The organism is Gordonia aquimaris (assembly GCF_026262595.1).
GTDB lineage: Bacteria > Actinomycetota > Actinomycetes > Mycobacteriales > Mycobacteriaceae > Gordonia > Gordonia tangerina.
In genome coordinates, this window is the sequence record NZ_JAPKFM010000010.1 from 39093 (window position 1) to 64368 (window position 25276).

Sequence of the window (25276 nt, forward strand, 5' to 3'; positions counted from 1 at the left end):
TGTGCTACTCGATCGGCCCGCGCGCCGCCTCGTAGGCGGCGCCCACCCGATACAGCCGGTCGTCGGCCAGCGCGGGGGCCATGATCTGCAGGCCGACGGGCATGCCGTCGTCGGCCGACAGACCCGACGGCACCGACATCGCGCCCACTCCGGCCAGGTTCACCGGCAGGGTGCACAGATCGAACAGATACATCGCAAGTGGGTCGTCGACCTTCTCCCCCAACGCGAACGCCGTGGTCGGGGTGGTCGGCGAAACCAGGACGTCGACCTTCTCGTAGGCTGCAGCGAAGTCGCGCGCGATCAGGGTCCGCACCTTCTGGGCCTGACCGTAATAGGCGTCGTAATAGCCCGACGACAGCGCGTAGGTGCCGATCATGATGCGCCGCTTGACTTCTGGACCGAAGCCGGCGTCGCGGGTCATCGCCATCACCTCTTCGGCGCTGTGTGTGCCGTCATCGCCGACGCGCAGCCCGTACCGCATCGCATCGAAACGAGCGAGGTTCGATGACACCTCAGACGGCAGGATCAGATAGTAGGCGCCGAGGGCATAGCTGAAATGCGGGCACGACACCTCGACCACCTCGGCGCCGCGGTCGGTGAGCACTTGCAGCGCTGCCCGGAACGACTCCAGGACACCGGACTGATAGCCCTCACCCTGCAGTTCGGTGACCACGCCGATGCGCACACCGGTCAGATCCTGCTCGGCACCGAACCGCGCGGCCGCCACCACGTCGGGGACGGGCGCGTCGATCGACGTGGAATCGCGCGGGTCATGGCCGGCGATCACCTCGTGCAACAGCGCGGTGTCGAGGACCGTCCGGCCGCATGGACCACCTTGATCCAGCGACGATGCACAAGCCACCAGGCCGTAACGGGACACGGTGCCGTAGGTGGGTTTGACGCCCACCGTGGCGGTGACCGCCGCCGGCTGCCGGATGGAGCCGCCGGTGTCGGTGCCGATGGCCAGCGGCGCCTGATACGACGCGAGTGCGGCCGCGCTGCCGCCGCCGGATCCACCGGGGATCTTGTCGGTGTCCCATGGATTGCGGGTGACCTGATAGGCCGAGTTCTCCGTGGAGCTACCCATGGCGAACTCGTCCATGTTCGTCTTGCCGAGAATTGGGATGCCGGCCGCCCGGAGCCGCTCGGTCACCGTGGCGTCATACGGCGGCACCCAGCCTTCGAGGATCTTTGAACCGCAGGTCGTCGGCGCATCGGTGGTGGTGAACACATCCTTCAGCGCGATCGGGACACCGGCGAGTGGCGAAGGCGCCTCGCCACCGGCGATGGCGTCGTCGGCGGCCTTGGCGGCGACCAACGCCTCAGCGCTGCTGATGTGCAGGAAGGCGCCCAGGTCGGTGTCGACCTCGGCGATGCGGTCGAGATGGGCCTGGGTGACCTCCACCGACGACAGCTCACGCGCCGAGATCTTGGCGGCGAGGTCGGCGGCCGAGAGCCCGGTGATCTCGCCGGCGGTGCGGGCTGATGTCACTGTTCCTCCCCGAGGATCTGCGGGACGGCGAACCGGTCCTGTTCCACACGCGGCGCACCGGAGAGCGCCTGATCGGTGGTCAGGCCGGGGACCACCACGTCGGGGCGCAACACGTTGGCCAGCTCGGCCGGGTGTGCGGTGCCGGGCACATCGTCGGCCGCGACCTCGGACACCTGCGCCACATGAGCCAGGATCGAGTCGAGTTGCTGGGCGTACTGATCGAGTTCCTCATCGGTCAGCGCAAGCCGGGACAGCCGAGCCAGGTGCGCGACCTCCTCCCGGGAGATGGCCGACTCCGATCCGCTGGACATGCCAGGTCCTTTCTCGCCGAGTGCTCAGGTGTGCCCCACCAGCCTATGGGAGTCCATTGCGCGCGCGTGACGCGGTGCTCAGTGCAGCCACCGAGCCAATCGAACGGTGATCCACGGCAACACGACATACACCATGATCGGCGTGTTGATCAGCGTGGCGATGAGCGTGGTGAGCACCAGCGGGAGCCCGTCGATTCGGCTGACCACCACCACATTGATGAGCAACGACATCGGGAAGAATCCGAGCCAGATCGTGATCGCCTGTTTCCACCGCGGCGGCGCCGCCCCGGCGACCCGGACGGCGTGGGTCAAGTGCTGCTGCGGCTCGAACCAGCCTTCGATGCCCGACAAGCGGTGCGTCGCATACTCCACCGCGACGCCCTCACCTCGCGACAGCCAGGCCTTGCGCACTGGTGAGGACACCCAGTCGTCCATGGTCTTCTCGTCGGCAAACCGATAGACCACGTAGTACTCGTCATCGATTCGGGAGTTGCGCAGCCAGCCACCACCGAGGAATCCCGGAAACGTTCGCGCCAACGCGATGCCCGCATCGGTCCAACTCACGAAGTCGTGCTCACGCCCCGGCTCGATCCGGCGGGCGACTGATGCGGTGACCTGGGTCGAGATCTGGGGCTGATCTGCTGCGGCGCCTGTGTCGTCGGTTGCCATGACATCATCGTGACCCCCGACCATCACCGGCGCAGTACTCGCGCACCCGCGCGGCGGCGCGGTGGGCCTGCGCCCACGGCACCTGCGCAGACCGGCCGCGGCCCCCTCTCGTCACACGGTGGTCACACCTCGGTGCAACAATGAGCCGCGTGTCGTACCTGCTGCGCGTGTACCTCGAGGACCGCCCGGGCAGTCTCGGGCTGCTCGCCGTCCAGCTCGGTTCGGTGGGCGCCGACATCCTGTCGCTGGAAGTGGTCGAACGCGGCGAGGGCTATGCCGTCGACGATCTGGTCGTCGACATCGCGCCCGGTTCGCTACCGGACGGTCTGATCACGGCGGCCGAAAAGCTCAAGGGGGTGCGCGTCGACTCGATCCGACCGTATGCGGGGGTTCTCGACACCCACCGCGAACTGGAGCTCGTCGATCAGGTCGCGACCACCGACGACCACAAGCTGCAGGTCCTCGTCGACAACGCACCGCGCGTCCTGCGGGTTTCGTGGGCAATGGTGATCACCAGCGCCAGCAACGGGGTGTTGCAGCTGTTCGGCAGCTCCGGCGCGCCGGAGACACCACTCACCCGGGCGGACTGGCTGCCCATCGATCGAGCCGCGCAACTCGATTCCACCGCCGACTGGGTGCCTGAGGCATGGCAGGACATGGACACGCGCCTGGCGGCCGCGCCGCTGGGGGACGGCGCACGAGCGGTTCTGCTCGGCCGTATCGGCGGCCCGGACTTCCGTCCTTCCGAGATCGCCCGACTCGGCTATCTCACCGGCATCGTCAGCACCGTGCTGCGCGCCGACAGCTGACTCACTCGGCCTCTGGTGCTTCACCGGTCTGCAGAAGATGGGTGAACGCCTGCTCGTCGAGGATCGGGACACCGAGCTGTTCGGCCTTGGCGGCCTTGGTGCCCGGTGAGTCTCCGACGACGACGTAATCGGTCTTCTTCGACACCGACCCCGACGCCTTACCGCCACGTTGCAGGATGGCCTCCTTGGCGCCGTCGCGCGAGTAGTCCTGGAGAGACCCGGTCACCACGATGGTCTTGCCCGTCAACGTCCGGACGATCGAGTCGTCGCGTTCGTCCTCCATGGAAACGCCTGCCGCGCGCCACTTCTCGATGACGTCGCGGTGCCAGTCGACGGCAAACCAGTCGTTGATGCTCTGCGCGAGGGTCATACCGAGCCCCTCGACCTCGGCCAACTGGTCGGTGGACGCGTCTTCGATTGCCTGCAGCGAACCGAATTCGGTGGCCAGCGCACGAGCTGCGGTGGGACCCACATGCCGAATCGACAACCCGACCAGCACGCGCCACAGCGGTACCTTTCGCGCGCCGTCGAGATTGGCGAGTAGTCGCTTGCCGTTGGCGGAGAGTGCTCCGGCCTTCGTGCGGAAAAGATCGGTCCTGGTGAGGTCGTCTGCGGTGAGCGAGAAGAGGTCTCCTTCATTGGTCAGGACACCGGAAGACAACAGCGCCGTGGCTGCCTCATATCCCAGCGCCTCGATGTCGAAGGAACCGCGGCCGGCGAGATGGAACAGCCGCTCGCGCAGCTGCGCCGGGCACGATTGGGCGTTGGGGCAGCGGATGTCGACATCGCTGTCCTTCTCCGGACGCAACGCGGTGCCGCATTCCGGGCAGTGCGTGGGCATTTCGAACTCTCGCTCACTGCCGTCGCGAACGTCGACGACGGGACCGAGGACCTCAGGAATCACGTCGCCGGCCTTACGGATGGTGACGGTGTCGCCGATGAGCACCCCTTTGCGCCGCACCTCGGATTCGTTGTGCAGAGTCGCTCGCGACACCGTGGAGCCGGCGACGAGTACCGGCTCCATGAACGCGAATGGGGTCACCCGGCCGGTACGCCCCACCCCGACCTTGATGTCGAGCAGAGTGGTGGTCGCCTCCTCCGGCGGGTACTTGTAGGCGATCGCCCAGCGTGGGGCGCGCGACGTGGAACCGAGGCGCCGCTGCAGCGCAACGTCATCGAGTTTCACCACGATGCCGTCGATCTCGTGTTCTACGTCATGGCGGTGCTCGCCCCAGTAGGCGATCTTGTCCAGGATCTCGTCGGCGCCGGCCACCTTGGTGGTATGGGCGGACACCGGCAGCCCCCACGCTCCCAGCGCCAGATAGGCATCGTGCAGCGACGCGGGGCGCCACCCCTCGGTGTGGCCGATGCCGTGGCAGATCATCCGCAGTCGCCGCCGGGCGGTGACCTGTGGATTCTTCTGACGCAGAGAACCGGCCGCCGAGTTGCGCGGATTGGCGAAGGGAGGTTTACCGTCGTCGACCAGTGAGGCGTTCAGCGCCTCGAAATCCTCGACGCGGAAGAACACCTCACCGCGCACCTCGAGTTCGTGTGGGATCGGGAAGCCCTCGGCGGCGGTGAGCCGACGCGGTACGTCCTCAATGGTGCGCGCGTTGAGTGTCACGTCTTCGCCGGTGCGTCCGTCCCCGCGAGTGACCGCCCGGGTCAGCGTTCCGTCGACGTAGACCAACGACAGCGCCACGCCATCGATCTTGAGCTCACACAGGAACTCACCGTGACCGCCGGTGTCGACGTGCACACGATCCACCCAGGCGCGCATCTCGTCGGAATCGAAGACGTTGTCCAGCGACAGCATCCGCTCCAGATGGTCGACCGGGGTGAACGCCGTGGAGAAGCCTCCACCGACCAGCTTCGTCGGCGAATCCGGGCTGGTCAGTTCCGGGTGCGCGTCCTCGAGTTCCTGCAGTCGTCGCAGCAACCGGTCGAATTCGCCGTCGGAGATGATCGGCGCGTCCTTGACGTAATAGCGGAACTGGTGATCGCGGATCTCGTCGGCGAGAGTCGTCCATTGCTCACGCAGGTCACCGCCGGCGTCGGTGGGGTTGCCTTGTTCTGCCACGTCACGAGCGTATCGAAGGTGTCCGACACATCCGCAGTGCCGATCGTTCTAGGCTGAGCCCATGCCGCATCCGATCATGTTCTCCGACGACGACCCGTACCTGGGACGGATTCGCGAGATCGCGCTGGCACTGCCCCACACGACCGAGGTCATCGCGCACGGGCGCCCGACGTTCCGATGCCCCAAGATGTTCGGCAATTACGGCGGCAGTGTGAAGGGCAGTCGGGAACGCCATGACCAGTCGGTGCTGTTCGTCGCCGACCCGGCCGAACGCGAGGCGCTGCTCGCCGATCCGCGCTTCTACCTGCCCGCCTACCTCGGGCCGGCCGGTTGGCTGGGGATGCTGCTGGACGAGAGGACCGATTGGACCGAGGTCACCGAATTGCTCGACGCCAGCTACCGCCAGATCGCGCCCGCGAGATCCGTCGCCGAACTCGACGCGCGCTGAATCTGGGTCGCCGTCTGGCGCCTCGGAGCGCGTGCGGTGGCTCCGATCACAGCGCCTCGGGATCGGTGCCGAGGAGTTCGCCGGTCGCCGCACAGACCCCCAGCGCCGCCTTCGCCCAACCCGGCTCGGCCCCGGCCAACCCACAGGTGGGGCTGACCACAACGCTGTCCGACAACACTTTTCGGGGTAGCCCGATGCGGTCGACGAGGGTGGCCAGGCGGGTGGCGACGGTCTCGGCTCGCACGCGGCGATCCCCGCCGGTGCCGGGCACTACACCAGCCACCAACATGTCACCGCGGTCCAGCAGCATCCCGAGCCCGTCGAGATCGTCACTCGTCACGCTGGTCACATCAAGTGACCAACCGACTCCGGGCATGCGCGTGATGAGGTCCCAGCGCGGGGCGGCGCAGCTGTGCACGATGGCCGGACAGTCGACGACGTCGATCAGCCCGCGCAACGCATCCACGACCTCGACGACCGGGACCGCCGGAATGGTGTCGAATCGGGTCAGCGGTACCACCGCGCCGTCGATGACCTGGCCGACCATCGGCTCGTCGAGCTGCACGATGATCTCGGCCCCGAGCCGGCGGGTCACCTCCCCCACCAACTCGCGGGTCCCCTCCGCGGTCGACGCGACCACGTCTCGCCACGCCCCACGATCGCGCAGCACCTTGTGACCGGACGGCAGTTCGACCGACGCCGACAGGGTGAAAGGCCCGCAGACCTGGATTTTGAAGGGGCGCGAGGTACCGATGAATCCTGCAGCGTCCCAGATCTCCTCGACGGCATCGAGGTCGGCCTGCAGATGATCGCGGGCACGCCGGGCCGACCCCGCGCCCCGTGACCCGAGCCGGTAGCCCCAGGTGTCGGCATCCATGGGTAGATCGACGAGGACGGCGGCCATTCGTCCGATCATGTCGGCGCCCACGCCACGGGCGGGCAGCTCGACGAGATGGGCGAGGTCGAGTTCACCGTTCACAACGGCCGCTGCCTCGCGGGCGTCGGTGCCGGGCATCGAGCCGATGCCGGTCCCGGTACCGCCGAGCTGGATTCTCTCGGCTGCGTTCACCGGTGGGCGCCGGCCGGAACCCGTGCGTCGGGGGCGCCGGACGCGGGATCGGAGTCGGTGGCACGGATTCGTCCGGAACCCAGTACGAGGTCACCGTGTTGCGCGTCGGGTGCGTAGAGCACTGCGGCCTGACCTCGCGCCACGCCGGTGAGAGGTTCGGCGAGGGCGATCTCGATCGCGGGTTCGTCGTCGGCGAATATCGGGGTCGCACGGGCCGGGGCGAGACCGCCGTGGGCGCGTACCTGCACCATCACGTCGATTGGCCCGTCGGGCACCACTCCGGATGTCCACACGGCGCGACCGGCGGTGATGGACCAGACATCGAGGTGGGCGGCCGAACCGACTGTCACCGTGCCCGAGGTCGGATCGATATCGGTCACGTACCGCGGTTGCCCGTCGGCGGCCGGTGCGTCGATGCCGAGTCCCTTGCGTTGGCCGATGGTGAAGCCGTGCACGCCCTTGTGGTCGGCGAGTCGTTCACCACTGTCGGCGTCGACCACCGCCCCCGGCCGGATGCCGATCCGTGCGCCGAGGAAGGCGCGCGTGTCTCCGGTCGGGATGAAGCAGATGTCGTGGGAGTCCGGTTTCTCGGCGACAGCCAGTCCACGGCGGGCCGCCTCCTCACGGATCCCGCTCTTGGGTGTGTCCCCCACCGGGAACATCGCTCGTGCCAGCTGCTCGGCGGTCAACACAGCGAGCACATAGGACTGGTCCTTGTCCTCGTCGACCGCACGCCGGAGCTCACCGTCGGCCAGGCGCGCGTAATGTCCGGTCGCGAGCGCGTCGAACCCCAGCGCCACCGCTTTCTGAGCCAATGCGGCGAATTTGATCTTCTCGTTGCATGTCAGACACGGGTTCGGGGTCTGACCGGCTGCGTAGGCATCGACGAACTCGTCGATCACGTCGTCTTTGAACCGGTCGGCGAAATCCCAGACATAGAACGGGATGCCGAGAACGTCGGCGACACGACGCGCGTCGGACGCGTCCTCCCGCGAACAGCAGCCACGCGATCCGGTGCGCAGCGCACCTGGAGCGCTCGACAGTGCCAGGTGGACGCCGACCACCTCGTGTCCGGCGTCGACGGCGCGGGCAGCGGCGACCGAGGAGTCGACGCCACCACTCATCGCGGCGAGTACGCGCATCAGCTGACCTCTCCACTCGGTGATGACACCAGGCCGGCCGCACGAGCGCGGTTCACGACCTGGCCGATGACCTCGCCGACCGCGTCGACGTCGGCAGTTGTCGACGTCGGGGCCAGCGAGAAGCGCAGTGACCCGCGCGCAGTCGGGACGTCGAGTCCCATGGCCAACAACACGTGACTGGCCTGTGCCACGCCTGCGGTGCACGCGGATCCGGTGGAACACTCGACACCGTTGGCGTCGAGCAGCATCAGCAGCGAATCCCCCTCACAGCCGTCGAAGGAGACGTGCACATTGCCGGGCAGGCGGCGTTGGTCGCGCGGACCGTTGGCGGTGGTGCCGGGCAACGCGAGGAGCCCGGCGAACAGCTTCTCGCGCAGCGCCGTCACGGACTCGATGTTCGTCTCGAGATGGTCGGTCGACCAGCGCAATGCCGCCGCCATGCCGACCGCGCCGGCCACATCCTGCGTACCCGAGCGCACGTCACGCTCGTGCCCGCCTCCGTGCAGCAGCGGGACACAATCGACGTCGCGGCGCAGCAGCAAGGCGCCGACGCCCTGGGGCCCACCGAACTTGTGGGCCGCGAGACTCATCGCGGCCAGCCCGGCGGCACCGAAATCGACCGGGATGTGGCCGACCGCCTGGATGGCATCGGAGTGGACCGGAACCCCGAACTCCGCCCCGATGGCGGCGAGCTCGTCTATCGGCTCGATCGTGCCGACCTCGTTGTTAGCCCACATCACCGAGATGACCGCGGTCTCGTCGGCATGCTCGGCCAGCTCGGCCTGCAGCCACGACGGTGATACGAAACCCTCGCCATCCACCGGCGCGATCACCAACTCGGCATCCTCGACGTCCGACAACCACAGGGCCGGATCGAGGATGGCATGATGTTCGACCGCGGACACGATGACCCGGCGCCGACGGCCATCGGCTCGCCGCCGCGCCCGGTAGATCCCCTTCAGAGCGAGGTTGTCCGCCTCGGTACCCCCACCGGTGAAGATGACCTCCGAGGGTCGGGCCCCCACCGACGCGGCCACCGATTCGCGTGCCTCCTCGAGTCGGCGACGCGACCATCGGCCCGACCCGTGCAGCGACGACGCGTTGCCCGGCTGCGCGAAGACAGCGGTCATCGCCTCGATGGCGTCCGGCAGCATGCCGGTCGACGCAGCGTGATCGAGGTAGATTGGGGCTCGGGATGGCGTGGACATGTCTCAGCAAGGATAAACGCGCATCGACGGCCCACCAATTCCCGCACGATCCGACAGTGAGGTGATCGACACGAGCCGGGCGGCTGTCGGTGGGACTCGCCCACCGCCGGAGCGCCGGTGGGCGTCCGCGCGTCAGAAGTCGAACAGCAGCACCGGCTTGACGGTCGTGCCGGTCAGCGAGTCGGCCGCGGCCCGCTCGATGTCGGCGAACGGGTAGGTCGTGATGAGCTCGTCGAGCGGCAGTTCCCCGGCGAGATAGAGGGTGGCGAGTTCCGGGATGATGTCGGCCGCGACCACATCACCCTCGATGACGCCGCGGATCGTCAGTCCTTTGTAGAGAACGCTCATGACGTCGAACTCGAGGGTGCGACCGATCCCGACGAGCGCGATGTCGCCGCGGGGTTCGGCGGCCTGCACCGCCGCCGCGACGACATCCTGCCGGGCGGTCGTGTCGATGCCGTGATCGGTACCGCGCCGATGGATCGACCGCACTGCGCGGGCCACATCGTCGGTCGCGGCGGGATCCACGCTCCCGATTGCGCCGAACTTCTCCGCCAGTTCCCGGCGTCGGGCGATCGGATCCACCGCCACCACGTCGGCACCGGCGCGGACGGCGGCGAGCACCGCGCACAGCCCGACACTGCCCGCCCCGTACACCGTCACCGTGGAGCCCGGCGCCGGACGGATCACCTGAGTGACGGTGCCGTACCCGGTCTGCACACCACACCCCAACGGTGCCGCGACACTGGCCGGAACATCGGCCGGTACCGGTATCGCGTTGTCGGCGTGGGCCATCGCGTAGGTCGCAAAGCTCGACTGGCCGAAGAATCCACCGAAGACGGGGTCGGAACCCCGCCGCAACGTCGGGGAGCCATCGGGTCGGCCGGCCATGTTGAGTCCGGCCGTGCAGTACGCCGGGTGACCGCTCGTGCACTGGCCGCACCGCCCGCAGCTGCGGAAGGTGAGACTCACCGTCTGCCCGGCCTGCAGGCCCGTGACATCCGGTCCGACCGCGGCCACCACCCCGGCGCCCTCATGCCCGAAGACCTGCGGCAGGCGACGCCGTGACCAGGTCGCCTTCATGCCGAGATCGGTATGACAGATACCGACCGCCCGCATCTGTACCAGTACTTCGCCGGCGCGCGGCTCGTCCATCTCGATCTGCATCACCTCGAAGGGGCCGCCCGGGGTGGAGACGACCGCGGCGTCGATCTGCACCGGCGCTCAGTCCCGCTCGAGATAGAAGTAGAGGTGCCGGCCGTCGACGACACCACCCTTGCCGTTCATGATGCCCATCACGGTGTTGGCGTCGACGCGCTTGAAGTGGTCGATGACCGGCTGACCGTCGTAGACCATGGACGCGGTCACCTCACCGCGGAACTCGATGGCCCAGAGACTCGCTTCGCCTTTGCCGAGTTTCTTGTCGGAGAACAGCTTTCCGTCCTCACCACGGCACACCAGCGGCTGGACATCGCTGCGGGAGACGAAGGTCTTGCCATACCAGCCGGCCTTCTCGAGCATGCCGTTGACCGGATGGCCGGTGGTGAACTCTCCTCCCTTCCACGCACCGAACATCTCTTCGGGGCGCATGGTCTCCAGTGCCGCCCAAACTGCGTCGAGTTCGGCATCGTCGACGACGCCGGTGGCGGCGACGAGGGCGGCGAATCGCTTCTGCGCCTCAGCGCGGGACAGGGCCGGTGCGGACGTCATTGCTCGCAGTCCTCCTGATGTTGGATCACCACGCCGACGGGTCGTCGTGCGTTCGGGATACAACATATATGAGATATATCAACGATTTCATCTCAACCTGCGGCCCCGGAGACCAGCCGCTCGCAGCGCAGTGCCAGGGCACGACGGTCGGCATCGGGTAGCTGCGCCTCGTGGACGGTGGCCCGCACGACGAGACCGCGCACGGCCAGCACCCGGCGCAGCGTGTCCAACGGCGAGTCGTCTCCGATCAGGCTGGCCGCTGCCGTGACCGAGCCGTCGTGGGCGGTGAAACGCAGATGAACCGGGATGATCGGCACACCGGCGTCGATGGCCGCTTGGAAGAAGGCCGGGCGGAACCGACCGGCCTCGCGGCCACACCACGTCGTGCCTTCGGGGAACACCGCCACGGAACTGTCGCGATGGAGTCGCTCCACCGCCTCGGCCACGGTGGCCGGCAGGCGGCGCAGCGCCGCACGGTCGATCGTGATGACGCCGAGTCGGCGGGCGATCCCCGAGATCACCGGCATCGCGGCGACATCGGATTTCGCCACGAAGTGCGCGGGGCAGATCACGGCGAGCGCGAAGATGTCCAGGAACGACGTGTGATTGGCCACGATGAGACCACGCGTGCCACCCACGAACGGGCGGCGGTCGTCCACGCGCACCGACACACCGATCGACCACAGCAGTGCGCGGGCGGCCCGCACGAGGTACCGACGACGGACCAGGCGCGGACACACCGCCGCCAGCGGCCCGGTCAGGGCGAGCAGCACGACCATGGCGAACAAACCCGTCAGCCGGATCGCGACGAGCAGATATCCGCCCGCTTCGGCCGGATCGAGTTGGCGGCACCGATCCCCACACGCGCTGTCGGGGTACCACGCATGCTTCGACCCGACGACGGTGAGCGCAGGCGCATCGAGCGGTGGCAATGCGACGACCGGTTCGGCGGGCGGACTCGACGTGATGGTCATGACCTGATGACACCGACGTCGAACGACCTGATCGCCACATCGACGTTGCGTGTCGGTGCGCGCGTGGTGAACACCCGGCACTCGCCCCGGGTAGACGACGGTGGCCCCCGACGTGTCGGTATCGACACATCGGGGGCCACCGGGGTTCGCTTGGCTCAGCTTCGTGAGCCGATCAACCTCACTTGCGCTTCTTGACCTCTTCGGTCAGCTGCGGTGCGACGTTGAACAGATCGCCGACGACGCCGTAGTCGGCGATCTCGAAGATCGGCGCCTCTTCGTCCTTGTTGACCGCGACGATGGTCTTCGAGGTCTGCATGCCGGCACGGTGCTGGATGGCACCGGAGATGCCGAGCGCGACGTAGAGCTGCGGCGACACCGTCTTACCGGTCTGACCGACCTGGAACTGACCGGGGTAGTACCCGGAATCCACCGCGGCACGCGATGCGCCGACGGCGGCACCGAGGGAATCGGCGAGCTCCTCGATCACCGAGAACTTCTCGGCGCTGCCGACGCCACGGCCACCGGAGACCACGATCGAGGCCTCGGTGAGTTCCGGACGGTCGCCACCGACGTTCGGCTCCACCTTGGTGATCTTCACGACGCCGTCTTCTTGCGCCGGAACCTCGACGTCGACGCGCTCACCGGCACCGGCCTGCGGAGCCGCCTCGACGCCACCCGGACGGACCGAGAAGACCGGGACGTCGCCCTTGGCCTGGGCGTCGACGGTGAATGCGCCACCGAAGATGGAGTGGATACCCACCGCACCCTCCTTGACGTCGACCACGTCGGCGAGCACGCCCGAGCCCAAGCGCACGGCCAGCCGCCCGGCGATCTCCTTGCCGTCCGGGGTGGCCGCGACCAGGACGCCGGCCGGCGAGGCCTGCTCGGCGACCGACGCGAGCACGTCGACCTGCGGGGTGACGAGGTAGGCCGCCGCATCGTCGGATTCGGCGACGTAGATCTTCTCCGCGCCGGCTTCCTTAAGACCGTCGACGATACCGTCGGCCGATCCCGGCTTGCCGACCACGACGGCCGACGGGGTGCCGAGCGCACGGGCGGCGGTGATGAGTTCGCTGGTGACCTTCTTCAGGGCGCCTTCGGCGTCCTGCTCCACGAGCACGAGTACTTCAGCCATGTTTCTTCTATCTCCTGAATGTCTGGGTTGTCGCTGGTGATGTCAGGGCCCGTGCGGACTAGATGATCTTCTGCGACACCAGGTACTCGGCGACCTTGGTGCCACCATCGCCCTCGTCGCTGACGCGCTCACCGGCGGTCTTCGGCGGTTTCGGAGCGGAGGCGGTCACCTGGCTGCCGGCGTTCTCCAGGCCCACGTCGCCGGCCTCGACATCGATCTCGGCGAGGGTGACGACCTGAACTTCCTTCTTCTTCGCGGCCATGATGCCCTTGAACGACGGGAACCGCGGCTCGTTGATCTTCTCGTTCACGCTCACGATGGCCGGGAGATCGGCCTCGATGTGGAAGATGCCGTCGTCGGTCTCGCGCTCACCCTTGAGGGTCTCGCCCTCGACGGTGAGCTTGCGCAGATGAGTCAGGTGCGGGAGCTCCAGGTACTCGGCGATCATCGCCGGGATCGCACCCACGCGGCCGTCGGTGGCCTCGTTGCCTGCAATGACCAGCTCGACACCCTCGACCGTGCCGAGCGCACGGGCCAGCACATAAGCGGTCTGGACGGCGTCGGAGCCGTGCATCTGATCGTCCTTGATGTGGATCGCCTTGTCGGCACCCATCGACAGCGCCTTGCGGATGGCCTCGGTGGCGCGCTCAGGGCCGGCGGTCAGCACGGTGACCTCGCCGCCGTCGGCTTCCTTGATCTTCAGGGCCTCCTCGACCGCGCGCTCGTTGATCTCGTCGAGTACGGCGTCGGCGGCCTCACGGTCCAGGGTGAAATCCCCATCGGTCAGCTTGCGCTCGGACCACGTATCAGGAACCTGCTTGATCAGAACGACAATGTTTGTCATGGGTCTGCGTCGACCTCCTGCGTCGGTTTCAACATCTTACTGCCCAGTAAGTTGCTATCGGTCTCCCCCACTTTAGCGTCTGCTCGGCTGGCACAAAACATCGCCTACCTCACATAACGCGCGGGCCGATCGGCTGCGGCGGCGGTCGCGGCAAGCATGAACGTTGAGTGGGGATGCCCACCTACTACTGTCGTGGGGATGAGCGAGTCACACGACACCCTCGCGGTGACCGGCGAGCGGACCGTCCCAGGGATCGCCGAGGAGAATTACTGGTTCCGGCGGCACGAGGTGGCCTACGCCCACGTCCTCGATCGCTGCGCAGGTGCCGATGTACTCGAGGCGGGTTCCGGCGAGGGCTACGGCGCGGCGATGCTCGCCGAGGTGGCGCGGTCGGTGGTCTGCGTCGACTACGACGAGGCCGCGGTCTCCCACACCCGTCGCCGCTACCCCGGCCTGACGGTGCACCAGGGCAACCTGATCGATCTGCCGCTGCCCGCCGACTCGGTGGACGTGGTGATCAATTTCCAAGTGATCGAACACCTGTGGGATCAGGGCGCGTTCGTCGCCGAGTGTCGCCGGGTCCTGCGACCGGGTGGGCGACTGCTCATCTCCACCCCGAATCGCATCACCTTCTCGCCGGGCCGTGATACCCCGCTCAATCCGTTCCACACCCGCGAGCTCGACGCCACGGAGCTACGCGAACTGCTGATCGAGGGCGGACTCGCCGTGGGGTCGATGCACGGGGTGTACCACGGCGCCGAACTGGGCGCGCTCGACGCGAAATGGGGTGGGTCGGTGATCGATGCTCAGATCGACCGTGCGCTGGCCGGTCAGCAGTGGCCTGCCGAGCTCGTTGCCGATGTGGCCGCAATCCGCCTGACCGACTTCGAGATCCGCGATGCGGCGGCACCTGAGGTGGACATCGACGCCAGTCTCGACCTCCTCGCTGTCGCCGTACGACCGTGACCCGCAGTACCGTCGACGTGACCTCGTCCGCGCAACCGGTTCCGGGACAGTTTTGCCTGGTGCTGCACTCGCACCTGCCATGGCTGGCCAACCACGGCCGCTGGCCGGTCGGCGAGGAATGGCTGTACCAATCGTGGGCCGGTTCGTATCTGCCGCTGTTCGCGATGCTGCGCCGCCTCGCCGATGCCGGTGCCACCGACCAACTCTCACTGGGCATCACACCGGTGTTGGCCGCGCAGCTCGACGACCCGCAGTGCACCAATTCGATGCACGAGTGGCTCGCGGACTGGCATCTGCGGGCCACGGCGGCCGCGGCCGATGGTGACCGGACCCGCCGCGATCTGGGCACCCGGGAATTCCGTGCCTCCCGAGCCGCCCTCACCGACTTCGAGACGCACTGGCGCCACGGCGGCAGCCCGCAGATCCGCGCGTTGGCATCGGCGGGAGTCGTGGAGATCCTGGGCGGGCCGCTGGCCCACCCGTTCGCCCCGCTGCTCGACGGCCGGCTGCGCCAGTTCTCGCTACGCGAGGGGCTGGCCGACGCGCGCACACGCTGGGCCATCGACCCGGCCGGGATCTGGGCCCCGGAATGCGCCTTCGCCCCCGGAATGGAAACCGAGTACGCCGCAGCCGGGGTCGGACACTTCATGGTGGACGGGCCGACGCTCCGCGGCGACACCGCCCTCGGCCGACCTGTCGGCGGCTCCGACGTCGTCGCATTCGGCCGGGACCTGGCCGTCAGTTACCGGGTGTGGTCACCCCGATCGGGCTATCCGGGGCACGCCGCGTACCGGGACTTTCATACCTACGACCACCTGACCGGCCTCAAACCGGCCCGGGTGACCGGACGCACGGTGGCCGCCGAGGACAAGAAACCCTACGACCCCGCAGGCGTGGACCCGATCATCGACCGACACGTCGATGATTTCGTCGACCACGTACGTCGTCGGCTCATCGACGAATCGGCTCGGTTGGGCCGTCCCGCACTGGTGGTGGCCGCGTTCGACACCGAGTTGTTCGGACATTGGTGGCACGAGGGTCCGGTCTGGCTCGAGCGGGTGCTGCACCGCCTGCCGCAGGCCGGCATCCGGGTCGGCACCCTCGACTCCGCGCGACGGAACGGTCTCGTGGGTGCCCCCGTGGATCTGGCCGCATCGTCGTGGGGATCGGGCAAGGATTGGCGCGTCTGGAACGGTCCCCAGGTCGACCACCTGGTGGCGCTCAACGCCGAGGTCACCGAGACCGCGTTGGCGGCGGTGGACAAGCTGATCGAGCCGGTGGCCCTCGGCGCGGGCGCCGGGTATCGGGGCGGACGCAACCGCGTCGCCGATCAGATCGTGCGGGAGACGCTGCTCACGGTGTCATCGGACTGGCCGTTCATGGTCTCCAAGGACACGGCTGCGCATTACGCTGTGGAACGGGCGCACAAACATGCGCACGCAACCCGGGAGATCTGCGACGCCGCACTCCGCGGCCGGGTCGACCTCGCCGAGCGACTCGCCCGCAACTGGTCTCGGGCCGACAATCTGTTCGCCGGGCTGGACGCGCGGCGACTGTACACCGCCACGCCGCCGGGTGGCTCGGGCGCGTGAGCGCGATGGGGGATGCCAGATGAGGGTGCTGATCGTCTCGTGGGAGTACCCACCGGTCGTGGTGGGTGGCCTCGGTCGGCATGTGCATCAGCTGACCACCGAACTCGCACTCGCCGGCCACGATGTGGTGGTGTTGACGCGGCGCCCCACGGGCACCGACGCGGTCAGCCACCCCACCACCGACACCCGGACCGACGGCGTTCGGGTGATCGCCGCCGCGGAGGATCCGCCGGAGTTCGATTTCGGCCAGGACATGATGGCCTGGACCCTGGCGATGGGACATGCGCTGATCCGAGCCGGCATGACCGCGTTCGGCGGACGCCGAGATCCGACCGGCGCATCACCGTGGGTACCCGATGTGGTGCACGCTCATGACTGGCTCGTCGCCCACCCGGCTGTGGCCCTGGCCGAGTTCTTCGACGTCCCCCTGGTGTCCACGATCCATGCCACCGAGGCCGGCCGGCACAGCGGCTGGGTGAGCGGGCCAACCAATCGGCAGGTGCATTCGGTGGAGTGGTGGCTTGCGCACGAATCGGATTCGCTGATCACCTGTTCGACGTCGATGCGCGACGAGGTCGGTCGCCTCTTCGGTCCGGACATCGCTGATGTGTCGGTGATCCACAACGGCATCGACATCCGCACCTGGCCGTTCGCCCCGCGGCCACCGGTATCCGGACCGCCCGAGCTGTTGTTCGCGGGCCGCCTCGAGTACGAGAAGGGGGTGCAGGATCTCATCGCCGCGATGCCCCGCATCCGGCGCACCCACCCCGGCACCACCCTGACCGTTGCCGGCACCGGCACTCAGCTGGACTGGCTGGTCGACGAGGCCCGACGCCACCGGGTCGCCAAGTCGGTCCGTTTCCTCGGCGCCGTCGACCACGACGGACTCGTGGATCTGATGCACCGATGTGCCGCCATCGTGTTGCCGAGTCGATATGAGCCGTTCGGCATCGTGGCTCTGGAGGCAGCGGCCACCGGTATCCCGCTGATCGTGTCGTCGGCGGGCGGCCTGGGTGAGGCGGTGTCGGATCCCACCACCGGGCTCACCTTCGCACCCGGTGACATCGCCGGGCTCTCCGCTGCCGTGCGGGCGGGTCTCGCGGACCCGGCCGCGGCAGCCGTACGCGCTCGCCGTGCACGGGAACGACTCACCGTCGAGTTCTCCTGGGCGGAGGTGGCCGAACGGACCGCCGGGGTGTATCTCGCCGCCAAACGACGCGTTCGTCATCCGGTCGGTAGACCACACATCCCGCAACGACCGTTGCCCGAGCGTGATCCTGCACAACCGACAGTGAGCGCCGACACCGCACCCGACAGCTGAGGAGTCATCGTGCGCAGTCCCATCTTCGATCAGGTCAATCAGGAGAAGCAGAGCGCGCAGCGCTGGACCTTGCAGTCGGACAAGATGTTGCGACTCGGCTTCGGCCCGGAGGCATTGGCCGCCAAGGGTGCGATGGTGGCCTATCAAGGTCAGTTCGACTTCGCCCACGAAGGCTCGGGGTCGATGTCGAACTTCCTGAAGAAGGCGGTCACCAACGAGGGTGGGCAACTGATGCGGGTGCGCGGGCAGGGCGAGGTCTTCTTCGCCCGATCCAACAGCACTGTGTTCACCATCGACCTCGAGGGCGACTCCCTCACCATCAACACGTCGAGTCTGCTCGCCTTCGACGCGTCTCTCGACTGGAAGATCACCTCGATCGGAAACGCCGGCATGCTCGCCGGCGGGTTGTTCAACCTGACTCTCGGCGGCCACGGCACCGTCGGAATCGCCAGCGATGGACCGCCGATGATCCTCGACTGCTCGGTTCAGCCCACCTTTGTCGACCCGCAGGCGGCGGTGTGCTGGTCGAGCACCCTGTCCCCGGGACTGAAGAACGACTTCAAGCTCGGTTCGCTGATCGGTCGCGGCTCGGGGGAATCGTTTCAGCTGGCGTTCCACGGACCTGGCTTCGTCGTCGTCCAACCGAGTGAAGGTGTGGCACCCGGAGCTCACTGATCCCGGGGGCATCGGGCTCACGAATCGTGTGTTTGCGCCTTCTTGCGTTCGATGTCGGCCAATGCCCGCTCGAGTTCGGCCCGCTGCTGCGCTGACTGCGCCCAATCGTCCTGACGATTCTTCACGACCCGTGCCGGGGCGCCGACGGCGATCGAATAGTCCGGGATCACCCCACGCACCACCGCATGTGAGCCGAGTACACATCCCCGGCCCACGATCGTGTTGCGCAGCACCGACACCTTCGCCGCGACCCAGGTGTCCGGGCCGATGCGCACCGGCCCCTTGACGATGCCCTGATCCTTGATGGGCAACGTGATGTCGTCCATCTTGTGGTCGAAGTCGCAGATGTAGCACCAGTCGGCGATCAGGGTGGACCCGCCGATCTCGAGGTCGAGGTACGAATTCACCACGTTGTTGCAGCCGAAGACGGTCTTGTCGCCGATGCGCAGGCTGCCCTCATGACAACGGATCGAATTGCCATCCCCGATATGGACCCAGCGGCCGATCTCCAGCCGTGACATCTCCGGGGTCGCATGGATCTCCACGTTGCGTCCGAGAAACACCATGCCCCGCAGCACCACGTGGGGGTTCGCGAGCCGAAATCGCGCCAGCCGGTAGTAACGAACCAGGTACCACGGGGTGTAGGCACGATTGCGCTTCACCCAGCGCAACGAGTCGAGGGTGAGGAAACGGGCCTGCGCCGGATCACGCCGGCGCCCTGCCCGCAGGCGCGAGCGGTAGGAGGCATTCCACATCGTGGTCATGTCGACAAACCCTAATCGAGAACCGTTCGGGCCCACGTTAGGCTCTGAGACTGGCACGTCGACCGACGGGGCAACCGCGACCAGAACAGGAGCGCCGATGGCTGCAGCAGCCCCGGTGGGTGAGGGTGCTCGCACCGAGAACGCACGCCGCACGCCAATGATCGTCGCGACGATCCTGGCGAGTGTGGTGGCGGTGCTGGTGACCTCGTGTTCGGACGGCCACATCGACATCCGCTCGGTGGCGAGCGCGGGATGGTCGAGCTATGGCGGCAACGCCGCCAACTCCAACTTCGCCTATCCCGCGGTGCCCGAAGATCTCGAACTGAGCTGGACGCGCCCCACCGGCGGCCCGGTGACCGCACCGCTCACCATCTCCGGCAACGGCAACGTGGGTGTCACATCGAGCACCGCGAACGGCTGCAACCTGCTGATCCTCGATCCGCGCAACGGCCGCAAGAACTTCTGCAAGAGAATGCGGACGGGCACCGAGGTGAACTCGTTGCTCGTCGACCAGTTCGATCAACCGTACGTCGGTGAGGAGTCGATGTTCCTGGCGTTCAGCGCCGGTGGCGCGATCCGCTGGCGGATGCCGATGATCGGGGTGCCGCTGTCGGCGAAGTTCGCCGCTCCCGGCGAGGTTCTGGTGGCGACCACCCAAGGTCAACTCCTGCTGCTGAATTCGCAGACCAGCGACTTCACCGCGCCGGAGGTCCGGTTGCGTACGGACATGAACCCCGACGACCCGACCTTCGGGTTCGGCGAATGCGTCACCAACGGACCGCGCTGCGCCATCCCCGCACCCCCGGCGGTGGACACCGCCAATGAACGCTTCTTCGTGAACTTCTGGCCGCAGGGTGCCATCGCCTCGCAGATCCGCGCGATGAGCTACGCCACCGAGGACGGTGGGCGCACGATGCGCGAGATCTGGCATGCCGATGTGCCGGGCGGTGTGATCGGGGCGCCGACGCTGTCGGCAGACGGTTCGACCGTGTACGCGTTCAGTCGCCTCGGCCGGATCGTGGCCATCGACGCGGCGTCGGGCGCCACCCGGTGGACGTACGACAACGGCGGTTACGGCTTCGCGACGATGAGCGTGTCACCCGACGGGCTCATCATCCCCACGGGCGTTCTCGGCGCACCGTTGACCCTGCTGCGCGATGCCGGTGATCACGCTGAACAGGTGTGGCAGCGCGACGATCTCGCTGTGGTCAGCCTGTCCACGCTGACCGACCAGGACACCGCATGGACGGTGGTGCGCGACGAGGGCAAGGACTCGTTGTCGCTCACCGAGGTCTCCGCAGCGGACGGCACCACCATGCGCACGCTGCCCCTGCCCGAATCCGTCGGATTCGCCACCGGAGTCGCGGTATCGCCGTGGGGCCAGATCGCCACCGCGACCAATATCGGCAAGGTCTACTTCTTCGACAGCAAGGCATCGATCGAAAGCCGGTGAGGCCGGGCACACAGTGGCGTGGCGGGCCGCTCTGGCGTGGCAGCCTAGATGAGGCCAGGTGTTCGCACGCCCGGTTCACACAGGTAGGCGACACCACGACGCCCTACCCTCGTGAGAATAATGGCCAGCGCGCGTGCACCCTTGAGTTTGAGCCGTTTTCGTAGCTCGTCGGGGTTCACGTCGAGTCCGCGAACGAGGATCTCGAGGGTGCCACAGTCGTAGGCGGCAAGGCGACGTCGCAACTCCTTGTCCGCCACGCCGCACGCCTCGAGGACGCGGAAACCACGTTCACCCGACGGGACTCGGGTCCCGGTCAGGTACGCGATCTGCGGATCGAGCTGCCACAGACCGTGGCGCCGAGCGTAATGACGCACCAGACCGGCACGCACAATGGCACCGTCGGGATCGATGATCCACTCCCCCACCTCGCCGCCGCCGATGTCGTCGGCATCGGCGTCGGTGACCTCGTAGGACTGCACGGAACCATCCGGCTCGGTGCGCATCACGGTGGCACGGCGGCGCGGCTCACCGTCACGGTCGGTCCACAGACATGCCTCACGGACTGCGCCGTCGAGCGACGAGAGCTGCACCTGCCCGTCGAAGCCGTACAGGTCCCGCAACGTCTGGTAGTCAAGTCCCGGAGCACATTTCACCGCAAGGGGACGCCCCGAATACGTTGTCAACACGTCGAGCAGCGGCGGCGTGAGCTGGTCGAGCCGGAACACCCGTCCGGCGCCCGAGCGCCGGCCCGGATCGGCGACGATGACATCGGCGGTCGAGGTCGGCGAGAGCGCGTCGGCGACGAGTAGGGTGGCCGGCGGACCGTCGAGGCCCGTGTTGTGCTGCGCCATCGCGAGACGTGTGTGGTCGAGATCGCTGCCGATGACACCCGAGATCTGTCGTTGTGCAGCAAGTTCCATCATTTCCGCGCCGATCGAGCAGGTGACGTCGTGTACCACTGCACCGGGATGGCGTGCCGCGATCTCCGTCGCGCGGTGCGCCGCGACCGGAGAGGCGGTCGCCTGCTGCACTGCGTCCTCCGTGAACAACATCCGTTCGGCGACACGTAGTTTCGCCTTCCCCCGCCGACGACACAACACGGTTTCGACGATGGCGCCGTCGCGCGGCGCGAATCGCGCACGGAGGTCGGCGACGTCACGCAGCATCGACGACGCAGACAGCTCCAGCGCAGACGCACTCGCGAGAGCCTCGGCGCCGTGACGCGACCGCAGGAACGACACATCATCGTCCGTGAATCGGTATCCCATCGACCACCATCTTTCCCGAGGAACCGACGAGTTGACGAGTTAGGTTAGCCTAAGGAAAGATCCGTGCCATGAGACGCTCAGTAGCCGTATCCTCTCTCGCCGCCGCCGTAGCCGGGACTGCACTCGCCGCCGGCTCCGGACCCGCACACGCACAGGTCGAGGACGGCACCTACGAATTCTGTGTGCAGACCCGCTACGGCAGTTCGGTGGAGCCGGGACCGTGTCAGATCTATCGGGTCGTCGGCGACGAGCTCATCGGCCCGGCCGGGACACCCCTGGCTCTCACCCACACGCCGACCGGTGGATACGCGGAGATACCACCGGTCAGCCGCCTCGTCCTGATCAAGACCCGGGACGGTTACCGTGCCATCAACACGGTGCTCGGAGTCCCGGTTGCGTCGTCGACCCTCAATCCCGTCGACAACTGACACCACGCGAGACGTTCCCCACACCTGCCGCAGGTGTGGGGAACGTTCTGCGCGGTACCCGACCGATGGTCAACCACCCGGCTTGATACCGGTGACGATCGCGTTGTAGAAGAACTTGGGCGGCACCACTTTCCGGAGGACCTTCTCGTCCAGCCAGGACAGTCGCTTCCACCCGTTGAAGGCAAACATCGCCCAGCCCCAGCCGAGCTTGCCGGGCGGGACGGCCGCCTCGAAGGTGCGTACCGGCCAACCGAGCATCGCGGCGGCGAGCTCCTCGGTGGCGGTGTCGACCTGGGTCGCGCCTGCGCTGCGTGCCATCCGTTCGAGATCGGCCGGATCGAAAGTGTGGATATCGACGACGGCCTCCAACGCGGCCGCTCGCGACGACTCGTCGAGTTCCTCCTGCGGTCGGCGCCACGACTTCAGCGGCCCCAGTTTCGTCACGTTGGTCGCCGCTGCCCAGGTGGCGCGACTCATCCAGCGTGCGTAGAAGTCACCGATGGTGGTGGGTTCGCCGGCGAACACGAAACGCCCACCGGGCTTCAGCACCCGCAGTACCTCCCGCAAGGCCTGTTCGACATCCGGGATGTGATGCAGCACGGCATGGCCGACGACGAGATCGAAGGTGTTGTCGTCATACGGGATTCGCTCGGCATCGGCCACTCGGCCGTCGACGTCGAGCCCGAGGTTCTCCGCGTTGCGCAGGGCGACCTTCACCATGCCCGGCGACAGGTCGGTGACCGATCCCTTCGTGGCGACCCCCGACTGCATCAGGTTCAGCAGGAAGAAACCGGTGCCGCAACCGAGTTCCATGGCCCGCTCATACGGCAGTGGTTGATCTGCGGCGACTGCGTCGAATCGGCCGCGCGCATAGTCGATGCAGCGCTCGTCGTAGGAGATCGACCACTTGTCGTCGTAGGTCTCGGCCTCCCAGTCGTGGTAAAGCACTTGCGCGAGCTTGGTGTCGGCCAGGGCGGCGCGCACCTGCTCCTCAGTGGCGTGCGGGTTGGGTTCGGGGTCGGTCCCCGGGGTCACGTCGGTGGTCATGTGTGGGTTCTCCTGATGGTGGGGCGGGGGCGAAAGGAGCTCACTTGCCGGTGAATGCCGCCTTGCCGGGGCCGTTCTCAACAAACGACGCCATGCCGATCGCGCGGTCCTCGGTCGCGAACAGCGCCGCGAACAATTGCTCCTCGATCTTCAAACCCGTGGTGAGATCCACTCCGAGTCCCTGGTCCACGGCCTTCTTGCCGGCGGCGAGTGCGATGGCTGCCGCGTTGGCGAACTGTCCCGCCCAGGCGAGTGCGGTGTCGTAGACGTCGTCGGGTGCCACGACCTCGTCGACGAGCCCCATCTCCAGCGCCTCATCCGCGGCGACGAAACGCCCGGTGAAGATCATGTCCTTGGCCTTGGCCGGACCGATCAGCCGCGCCAGCCGCTGGGTTCCGCCGCCACCGGGGATCACACCCAGCAGGATCTCCGGCACGCCGAGCTTGGCGTTGTCGCCGGCAATGCGCCGGTCGGCGCCGAGTGCCACCTCGAGCCCACCGCCGAGTGCGTAGCCGGTGATGGCCGCGACCGTCGGTTTGGGGATCTCCGAGATGGCACCCAGCGCCGACTGCAGGCGGCCGGCCACCTTGCTCATCTGGGCGTAGGTCATCTCGTTCATCTCTTTGATGTCGGCACCAGCGGCGAGGACCTTCGGCCCGCCGTAGATGACGACGGCCTTGATGTCGTCGCGCACTGTCGCCTCGTCGGCAGCAGCCGCGAGTTCGTTCTGTACCTGCCGGTTCAGCGCGTTCATGGGCGGACGGTTCAACCGGATGGTGCCGACTCCGGGATGATCGTCGGATGTCTCGAGTGTGACGAACTCAGCCATGGTCGAAGGCTACCGTTCGTCCGTCGCGACCGGGAGCGGAGGCCATACAGTTGGTCCATGGCCAAGGCCTCGAACGATGCCGGTGAACCGATCGAACTGCCGGTCGGTGACCGGATCATCCGGCTGTCCAGTCCGGAGCGCGTGTATTTCGCCGAGCGTGGCGAAACCAAGCGTGACCTCGCCGAGTATTACCTGGCAGTCGGCGACGGCATCGTCCGCGCGCTACGCGAACGACCATGCATGTTGCACCGATTTCCCCAAGGGGTCGACGGCAAGAAGGTACACCAGAAGCGCATTCCGGCCGGTGCGCCCGACTGGCTCGAGACGGTCGAACTCTGGTTTCCGCGGTTCGGCCGTACCGCCGACGAACTATGTGTCACCGAGTTGGGCAGTGTGATCTGGGCGGTGCAGATGTCCACCGTCGAGTTCCATCCCTGGAACTCCCGACGCGACGATCCCGAGTCCCCCGACGAGTGGCGGATCGACCTCGATCCCATGCCCGATTGCCCGTTCTCTCGCATCCAGCGGGTCGCCCACGTCGTCGAAGAAGTGCTCGACGAACTCGGGATGCGCGGCTTCCCCAAGACCTCGGGCGGCCGTGGCCTGCATATTTATGTACGAATCGAACCAGAGTGGGGCTTCGCCGACGTACGCCGGGCCGCCCTGGCGTTCGCCCGCGAGATCGAGCGACGCGCACCCGACGACGTCACCACCACCTGGTGGCGCAAGGATCGCGACCCGACCGCGGTGTTCGTCGACTACAACCAGAACACCCGCGATCACACGATGGCCTCGGCTTACTCGGTGCGCGGCAACCCGCGCGGCACGGTGTCCGCACCGATCAGGTGGGACGAGATCGATGACATCGCTCCGGACGACTTCACCATCGCGACGATGCCGGACCGGTTCGTCGAGATCGGCGACCTGCACGCCGAGATCGACGACGTCGCCCACCGCCTCGACACGCTGCTGGAATGGGCCGACCGCGACGACATCGGCGTCGGAACCGATGAGCCCGACGTCATCGATATGGATCGGTGAT

At 67.3% G+C, this 25276-nt stretch carries 25 protein-coding genes; 9 read left to right on the forward strand and 16 right to left on the reverse strand.

Annotated features, from left to right (window positions below):
• Positions 1 to 4: 4 nt before the first annotated feature.
• The 3 genes from gatA to OSB52_RS11330 form a co-directional block, all read right to left on the reverse strand.
• Positions 5 to 1492, reverse strand: a complete 1488-nt coding sequence (gene gatA, locus OSB52_RS11320) for an Asp-tRNA(Asn)/Glu-tRNA(Gln) amidotransferase subunit GatA (RefSeq protein WP_235722551.1) — start codon at positions 1490 to 1492, stop codon at positions 5 to 7.
• Complete coding sequence (gene gatC, locus OSB52_RS11325) at positions 1489 to 1803, reverse strand: Asp-tRNA(Asn)/Glu-tRNA(Gln) amidotransferase subunit GatC (protein WP_235722549.1); 315 nt, start codon at positions 1801 to 1803, stop codon at positions 1489 to 1491. The genes gatA and gatC overlap by 4 nt, the downstream gene beginning before the upstream one ends.
• Positions 1804 to 1881: 78 nt before the next feature.
• A complete protein-coding gene (locus OSB52_RS11330) occupies positions 1882 to 2472 on the reverse strand; it encodes an antibiotic biosynthesis monooxygenase (protein ID WP_235722547.1) in 591 nt (196 codons plus the stop codon).
• A gap of 140 nt (positions 2473 to 2612) precedes the next feature.
• On the opposite strand from OSB52_RS11330, the gene OSB52_RS11335 reads away from it, so the two are divergent.
• Positions 2613 to 3281: an ACT domain-containing protein gene (locus OSB52_RS11335; RefSeq protein WP_235722540.1), complete on the forward strand. Its 669-nt coding sequence runs from the start codon at positions 2613 to 2615 to the stop codon at positions 3279 to 3281.
• Position 3282: 1 nt separating this feature from the next.
• Here OSB52_RS11335 and ligA read toward each other — a convergent pair whose 3' ends face one another.
• Complete coding sequence (gene ligA / locus OSB52_RS11340) at positions 3283 to 5361, reverse strand: NAD-dependent DNA ligase LigA (RefSeq protein WP_266061711.1); 2079 nt, start codon at positions 5359 to 5361, stop codon at positions 3283 to 3285.
• 61 nt (positions 5362 to 5422) lie between these two features.
• Between ligA and OSB52_RS11345 the strand changes: the two genes are divergently transcribed.
• A complete protein-coding gene (locus OSB52_RS11345) occupies positions 5423 to 5809 on the forward strand; it encodes an MmcQ/YjbR family DNA-binding protein (RefSeq protein WP_235722536.1) in 387 nt (128 codons plus the stop codon).
• A gap of 46 nt (positions 5810 to 5855) precedes the next feature.
• Here OSB52_RS11345 and OSB52_RS11350 read toward each other — a convergent pair whose 3' ends face one another.
• The 8 genes from OSB52_RS11350 to OSB52_RS11385 all read right to left on the reverse strand — a co-directional run bounded on the left by OSB52_RS11350 (position 5856) and on the right by OSB52_RS11385 (position 13891).
• Positions 5856 to 6878 (reverse strand): uroporphyrinogen decarboxylase/cobalamine-independent methonine synthase family protein, encoded by a 1023-nt coding sequence (locus OSB52_RS11350; protein WP_266061712.1) that lies wholly within the window; start codon positions 6876 to 6878, stop codon positions 5856 to 5858.
• A complete protein-coding gene (gene mnmA, locus OSB52_RS11355) occupies positions 6875 to 8020 on the reverse strand; it encodes a tRNA 2-thiouridine(34) synthase MnmA (RefSeq protein WP_235722535.1) in 1146 nt (381 codons plus the stop codon). The genes OSB52_RS11350 and mnmA overlap by 4 nt, the downstream gene beginning before the upstream one ends.
• Positions 8020 to 9228 (reverse strand): cysteine desulfurase family protein, encoded by a 1209-nt coding sequence (locus tag OSB52_RS11360; protein ID WP_235722533.1) that lies wholly within the window; start codon positions 9226 to 9228, stop codon positions 8020 to 8022. The genes mnmA and OSB52_RS11360 overlap by 1 nt, the downstream gene beginning before the upstream one ends.
• Positions 9229 to 9360: 132 nt before the next feature.
• Positions 9361 to 10446, reverse strand: a complete 1086-nt coding sequence (locus OSB52_RS11365; RefSeq protein WP_235722532.1) for an NAD(P)-dependent alcohol dehydrogenase — start codon at positions 10444 to 10446, stop codon at positions 9361 to 9363.
• Between the two features lie 6 nt (positions 10447 to 10452).
• Positions 10453 to 10938: a DUF4334 domain-containing protein gene (locus OSB52_RS11370; protein ID WP_235722530.1), complete on the reverse strand. Its 486-nt coding sequence runs from the start codon at positions 10936 to 10938 to the stop codon at positions 10453 to 10455.
• Positions 10939 to 11030: 92 nt separating this feature from the next.
• Positions 11031 to 11912, reverse strand: coding sequence for a lysophospholipid acyltransferase family protein (locus OSB52_RS11375; protein ID WP_266061714.1), 882 nt, complete (start codon positions 11910 to 11912; stop codon positions 11031 to 11033).
• 178 nt (positions 11913 to 12090) lie between these two features.
• Entirely contained in the window at positions 12091 to 13047 is a 957-nt protein-coding gene (locus OSB52_RS11380; protein WP_266061716.1) for an electron transfer flavoprotein subunit alpha/FixB family protein, read from the reverse strand.
• A gap of 58 nt (positions 13048 to 13105) precedes the next feature.
• Complete coding sequence (locus OSB52_RS11385) at positions 13106 to 13891, reverse strand: electron transfer flavoprotein subunit beta/FixA family protein (RefSeq protein ID WP_266061717.1); 786 nt, start codon at positions 13889 to 13891, stop codon at positions 13106 to 13108.
• A gap of 198 nt (positions 13892 to 14089) precedes the next feature.
• On the opposite strand from OSB52_RS11385, the gene OSB52_RS11390 reads away from it, so the two are divergent.
• From OSB52_RS11390 to OSB52_RS11405, 4 genes are read left to right on the forward strand one after another with little or no spacing between them, the layout of a single operon-like run.
• Positions 14090 to 14857, forward strand: a complete 768-nt coding sequence (locus OSB52_RS11390) for a class I SAM-dependent methyltransferase (RefSeq protein WP_266061718.1) — start codon at positions 14090 to 14092, stop codon at positions 14855 to 14857.
• Positions 14858 to 14874: 17 nt separating this feature from the next.
• Positions 14875 to 16449 carry a 1,4-alpha-glucan branching protein domain-containing protein gene (locus tag OSB52_RS11395; RefSeq protein ID WP_266061819.1) on the forward strand — a complete coding sequence of 525 codons (1575 nt, stop codon included), beginning with the start codon at positions 14875 to 14877 and terminating at the stop codon, positions 16447 to 16449.
• A 19-nt stretch (positions 16450 to 16468) separates the two neighbouring features.
• Positions 16469 to 17770, forward strand: coding sequence for a glycosyltransferase family 4 protein (locus OSB52_RS11400; RefSeq protein ID WP_266061720.1), 1302 nt, complete (start codon positions 16469 to 16471; stop codon positions 17768 to 17770).
• 9 nt (positions 17771 to 17779) lie between these two features.
• Positions 17780 to 18445: an AIM24 family protein gene (locus OSB52_RS11405; RefSeq protein WP_235722520.1), complete on the forward strand. Its 666-nt coding sequence runs from the start codon at positions 17780 to 17782 to the stop codon at positions 18443 to 18445.
• 17 nt (positions 18446 to 18462) lie between these two features.
• Here the strand turns inward: OSB52_RS11405 and OSB52_RS11410 are convergent, their stop codons facing one another.
• Entirely contained in the window at positions 18463 to 19209 is a 747-nt protein-coding gene (locus OSB52_RS11410) for an acyltransferase (RefSeq protein WP_235722518.1), read from the reverse strand.
• A 97-nt stretch (positions 19210 to 19306) separates the two neighbouring features.
• Between OSB52_RS11410 and OSB52_RS11415 the strand changes: the two genes are divergently transcribed.
• Positions 19307 to 20662: an outer membrane protein assembly factor BamB family protein gene (locus OSB52_RS11415; protein ID WP_235722516.1), complete on the forward strand. Its 1356-nt coding sequence runs from the start codon at positions 19307 to 19309 to the stop codon at positions 20660 to 20662.
• Between the two features lie 44 nt (positions 20663 to 20706).
• On the opposite strand, the gene OSB52_RS11420 is transcribed toward OSB52_RS11415, so the two are convergent.
• The gene (locus OSB52_RS11420) at positions 20707 to 21930 is read right to left on the reverse strand and encodes a THUMP-like domain-containing protein (RefSeq protein WP_266061722.1); all 1224 of its coding nucleotides are present in this window, start codon (positions 21928 to 21930) and stop codon (positions 20707 to 20709) included.
• Positions 21931 to 21998: 68 nt separating this feature from the next.
• On the opposite strand from OSB52_RS11420, the gene OSB52_RS11425 reads away from it, so the two are divergent.
• Complete coding sequence (locus OSB52_RS11425) at positions 21999 to 22358, forward strand: hypothetical protein (RefSeq protein ID WP_266061724.1); 360 nt, start codon at positions 21999 to 22001, stop codon at positions 22356 to 22358.
• Between the two features lie 69 nt (positions 22359 to 22427).
• On the opposite strand, the gene OSB52_RS11430 is transcribed toward OSB52_RS11425, so the two are convergent.
• Together OSB52_RS11430 and OSB52_RS11435 are read right to left on the reverse strand one after the other, a co-directional pair.
• Positions 22428 to 23405 (reverse strand): class I SAM-dependent methyltransferase, encoded by a 978-nt coding sequence (locus tag OSB52_RS11430; protein WP_235722511.1) that lies wholly within the window; start codon positions 23403 to 23405, stop codon positions 22428 to 22430.
• Positions 23406 to 23445: 40 nt separating this feature from the next.
• Positions 23446 to 24234 (reverse strand): enoyl-CoA hydratase/isomerase family protein, encoded by a 789-nt coding sequence (locus OSB52_RS11435; RefSeq protein ID WP_266061726.1) that lies wholly within the window; start codon positions 24232 to 24234, stop codon positions 23446 to 23448.
• 57 nt (positions 24235 to 24291) lie between these two features.
• On the opposite strand from OSB52_RS11435, the gene ligD reads away from it, so the two are divergent.
• Entirely contained in the window at positions 24292 to 25275 is a 984-nt protein-coding gene (gene ligD, locus OSB52_RS11440) for a non-homologous end-joining DNA ligase (protein WP_235722508.1), read from the forward strand.
• The last annotated feature ends 1 nt before the right edge of the window (position 25276 follow it).

Excerpts from the sequence above, each read along its gene's own strand:
- gatC (WP_235722549.1), bottom strand. The coding sequence starts at position 1,803 with ATGTCCAGCGGATCGGAGTCGGCCATCTCCCGGGAGGAGGTCGCGCAC.
- OSB52_RS11330 (WP_235722547.1), bottom strand. The coding sequence starts at position 2,472 with ATGGCAACCGACGACACAGGCGCCGCAGCAGATCAGCCCCAGATCTCG.
- OSB52_RS11335 (WP_235722540.1), top strand. The coding sequence starts at position 2,613 with ATGAGCCGCGTGTCGTACCTGCTGCGCGTGTACCTCGAGGACCGCCCG.
- OSB52_RS11345 (WP_235722536.1), top strand. The coding sequence starts at position 5,423 with ATGCCGCATCCGATCATGTTCTCCGACGACGACCCGTACCTGGGACGG.
- mnmA (WP_235722535.1), bottom strand. The coding sequence starts at position 8,020 with ATGCGCGTACTCGCCGCGATGAGTGGTGGCGTCGACTCCTCGGTCGCC.
- OSB52_RS11360 (WP_235722533.1), bottom strand. The coding sequence starts at position 9,228 with ATGTCCACGCCATCCCGAGCCCCAATCTACCTCGATCACGCTGCGTCG.
- OSB52_RS11370 (WP_235722530.1), bottom strand. The coding sequence starts at position 10,938 with ATGACGTCCGCACCGGCCCTGTCCCGCGCTGAGGCGCAGAAGCGATTC.
- OSB52_RS11375 (WP_266061714.1), bottom strand. The coding sequence starts at position 11,912 with ATGACCATCACGTCGAGTCCGCCCGCCGAACCGGTCGTCGCATTGCCA.
- OSB52_RS11380 (WP_266061716.1), bottom strand. The coding sequence starts at position 13,047 with ATGGCTGAAGTACTCGTGCTCGTGGAGCAGGACGCCGAAGGCGCCCTG.
- OSB52_RS11385 (WP_266061717.1), bottom strand. The coding sequence starts at position 13,891 with ATGACAAACATTGTCGTTCTGATCAAGCAGGTTCCTGATACGTGGTCC.
- OSB52_RS11390 (WP_266061718.1), top strand. The coding sequence starts at position 14,090 with ATGAGCGAGTCACACGACACCCTCGCGGTGACCGGCGAGCGGACCGTC.
- OSB52_RS11400 (WP_266061720.1), top strand. The coding sequence starts at position 16,469 with ATGAGGGTGCTGATCGTCTCGTGGGAGTACCCACCGGTCGTGGTGGGT.
- OSB52_RS11410 (WP_235722518.1), bottom strand. The coding sequence starts at position 19,209 with ATGACCACGATGTGGAATGCCTCCTACCGCTCGCGCCTGCGGGCAGGG.
- OSB52_RS11415 (WP_235722516.1), top strand. The coding sequence starts at position 19,307 with ATGGCTGCAGCAGCCCCGGTGGGTGAGGGTGCTCGCACCGAGAACGCA.
- OSB52_RS11420 (WP_266061722.1), bottom strand. The coding sequence starts at position 21,930 with ATGGGATACCGATTCACGGACGATGATGTGTCGTTCCTGCGGTCGCGT.
- OSB52_RS11425 (WP_266061724.1), top strand. The coding sequence starts at position 21,999 with ATGAGACGCTCAGTAGCCGTATCCTCTCTCGCCGCCGCCGTAGCCGGG.
- OSB52_RS11430 (WP_235722511.1), bottom strand. The coding sequence starts at position 23,405 with ATGACCACCGACGTGACCCCGGGGACCGACCCCGAACCCAACCCGCAC.
- OSB52_RS11435 (WP_266061726.1), bottom strand. The coding sequence starts at position 24,234 with ATGGCTGAGTTCGTCACACTCGAGACATCCGACGATCATCCCGGAGTC.
- ligD (WP_235722508.1), top strand. The coding sequence starts at position 24,292 with ATGGCCAAGGCCTCGAACGATGCCGGTGAACCGATCGAACTGCCGGTC.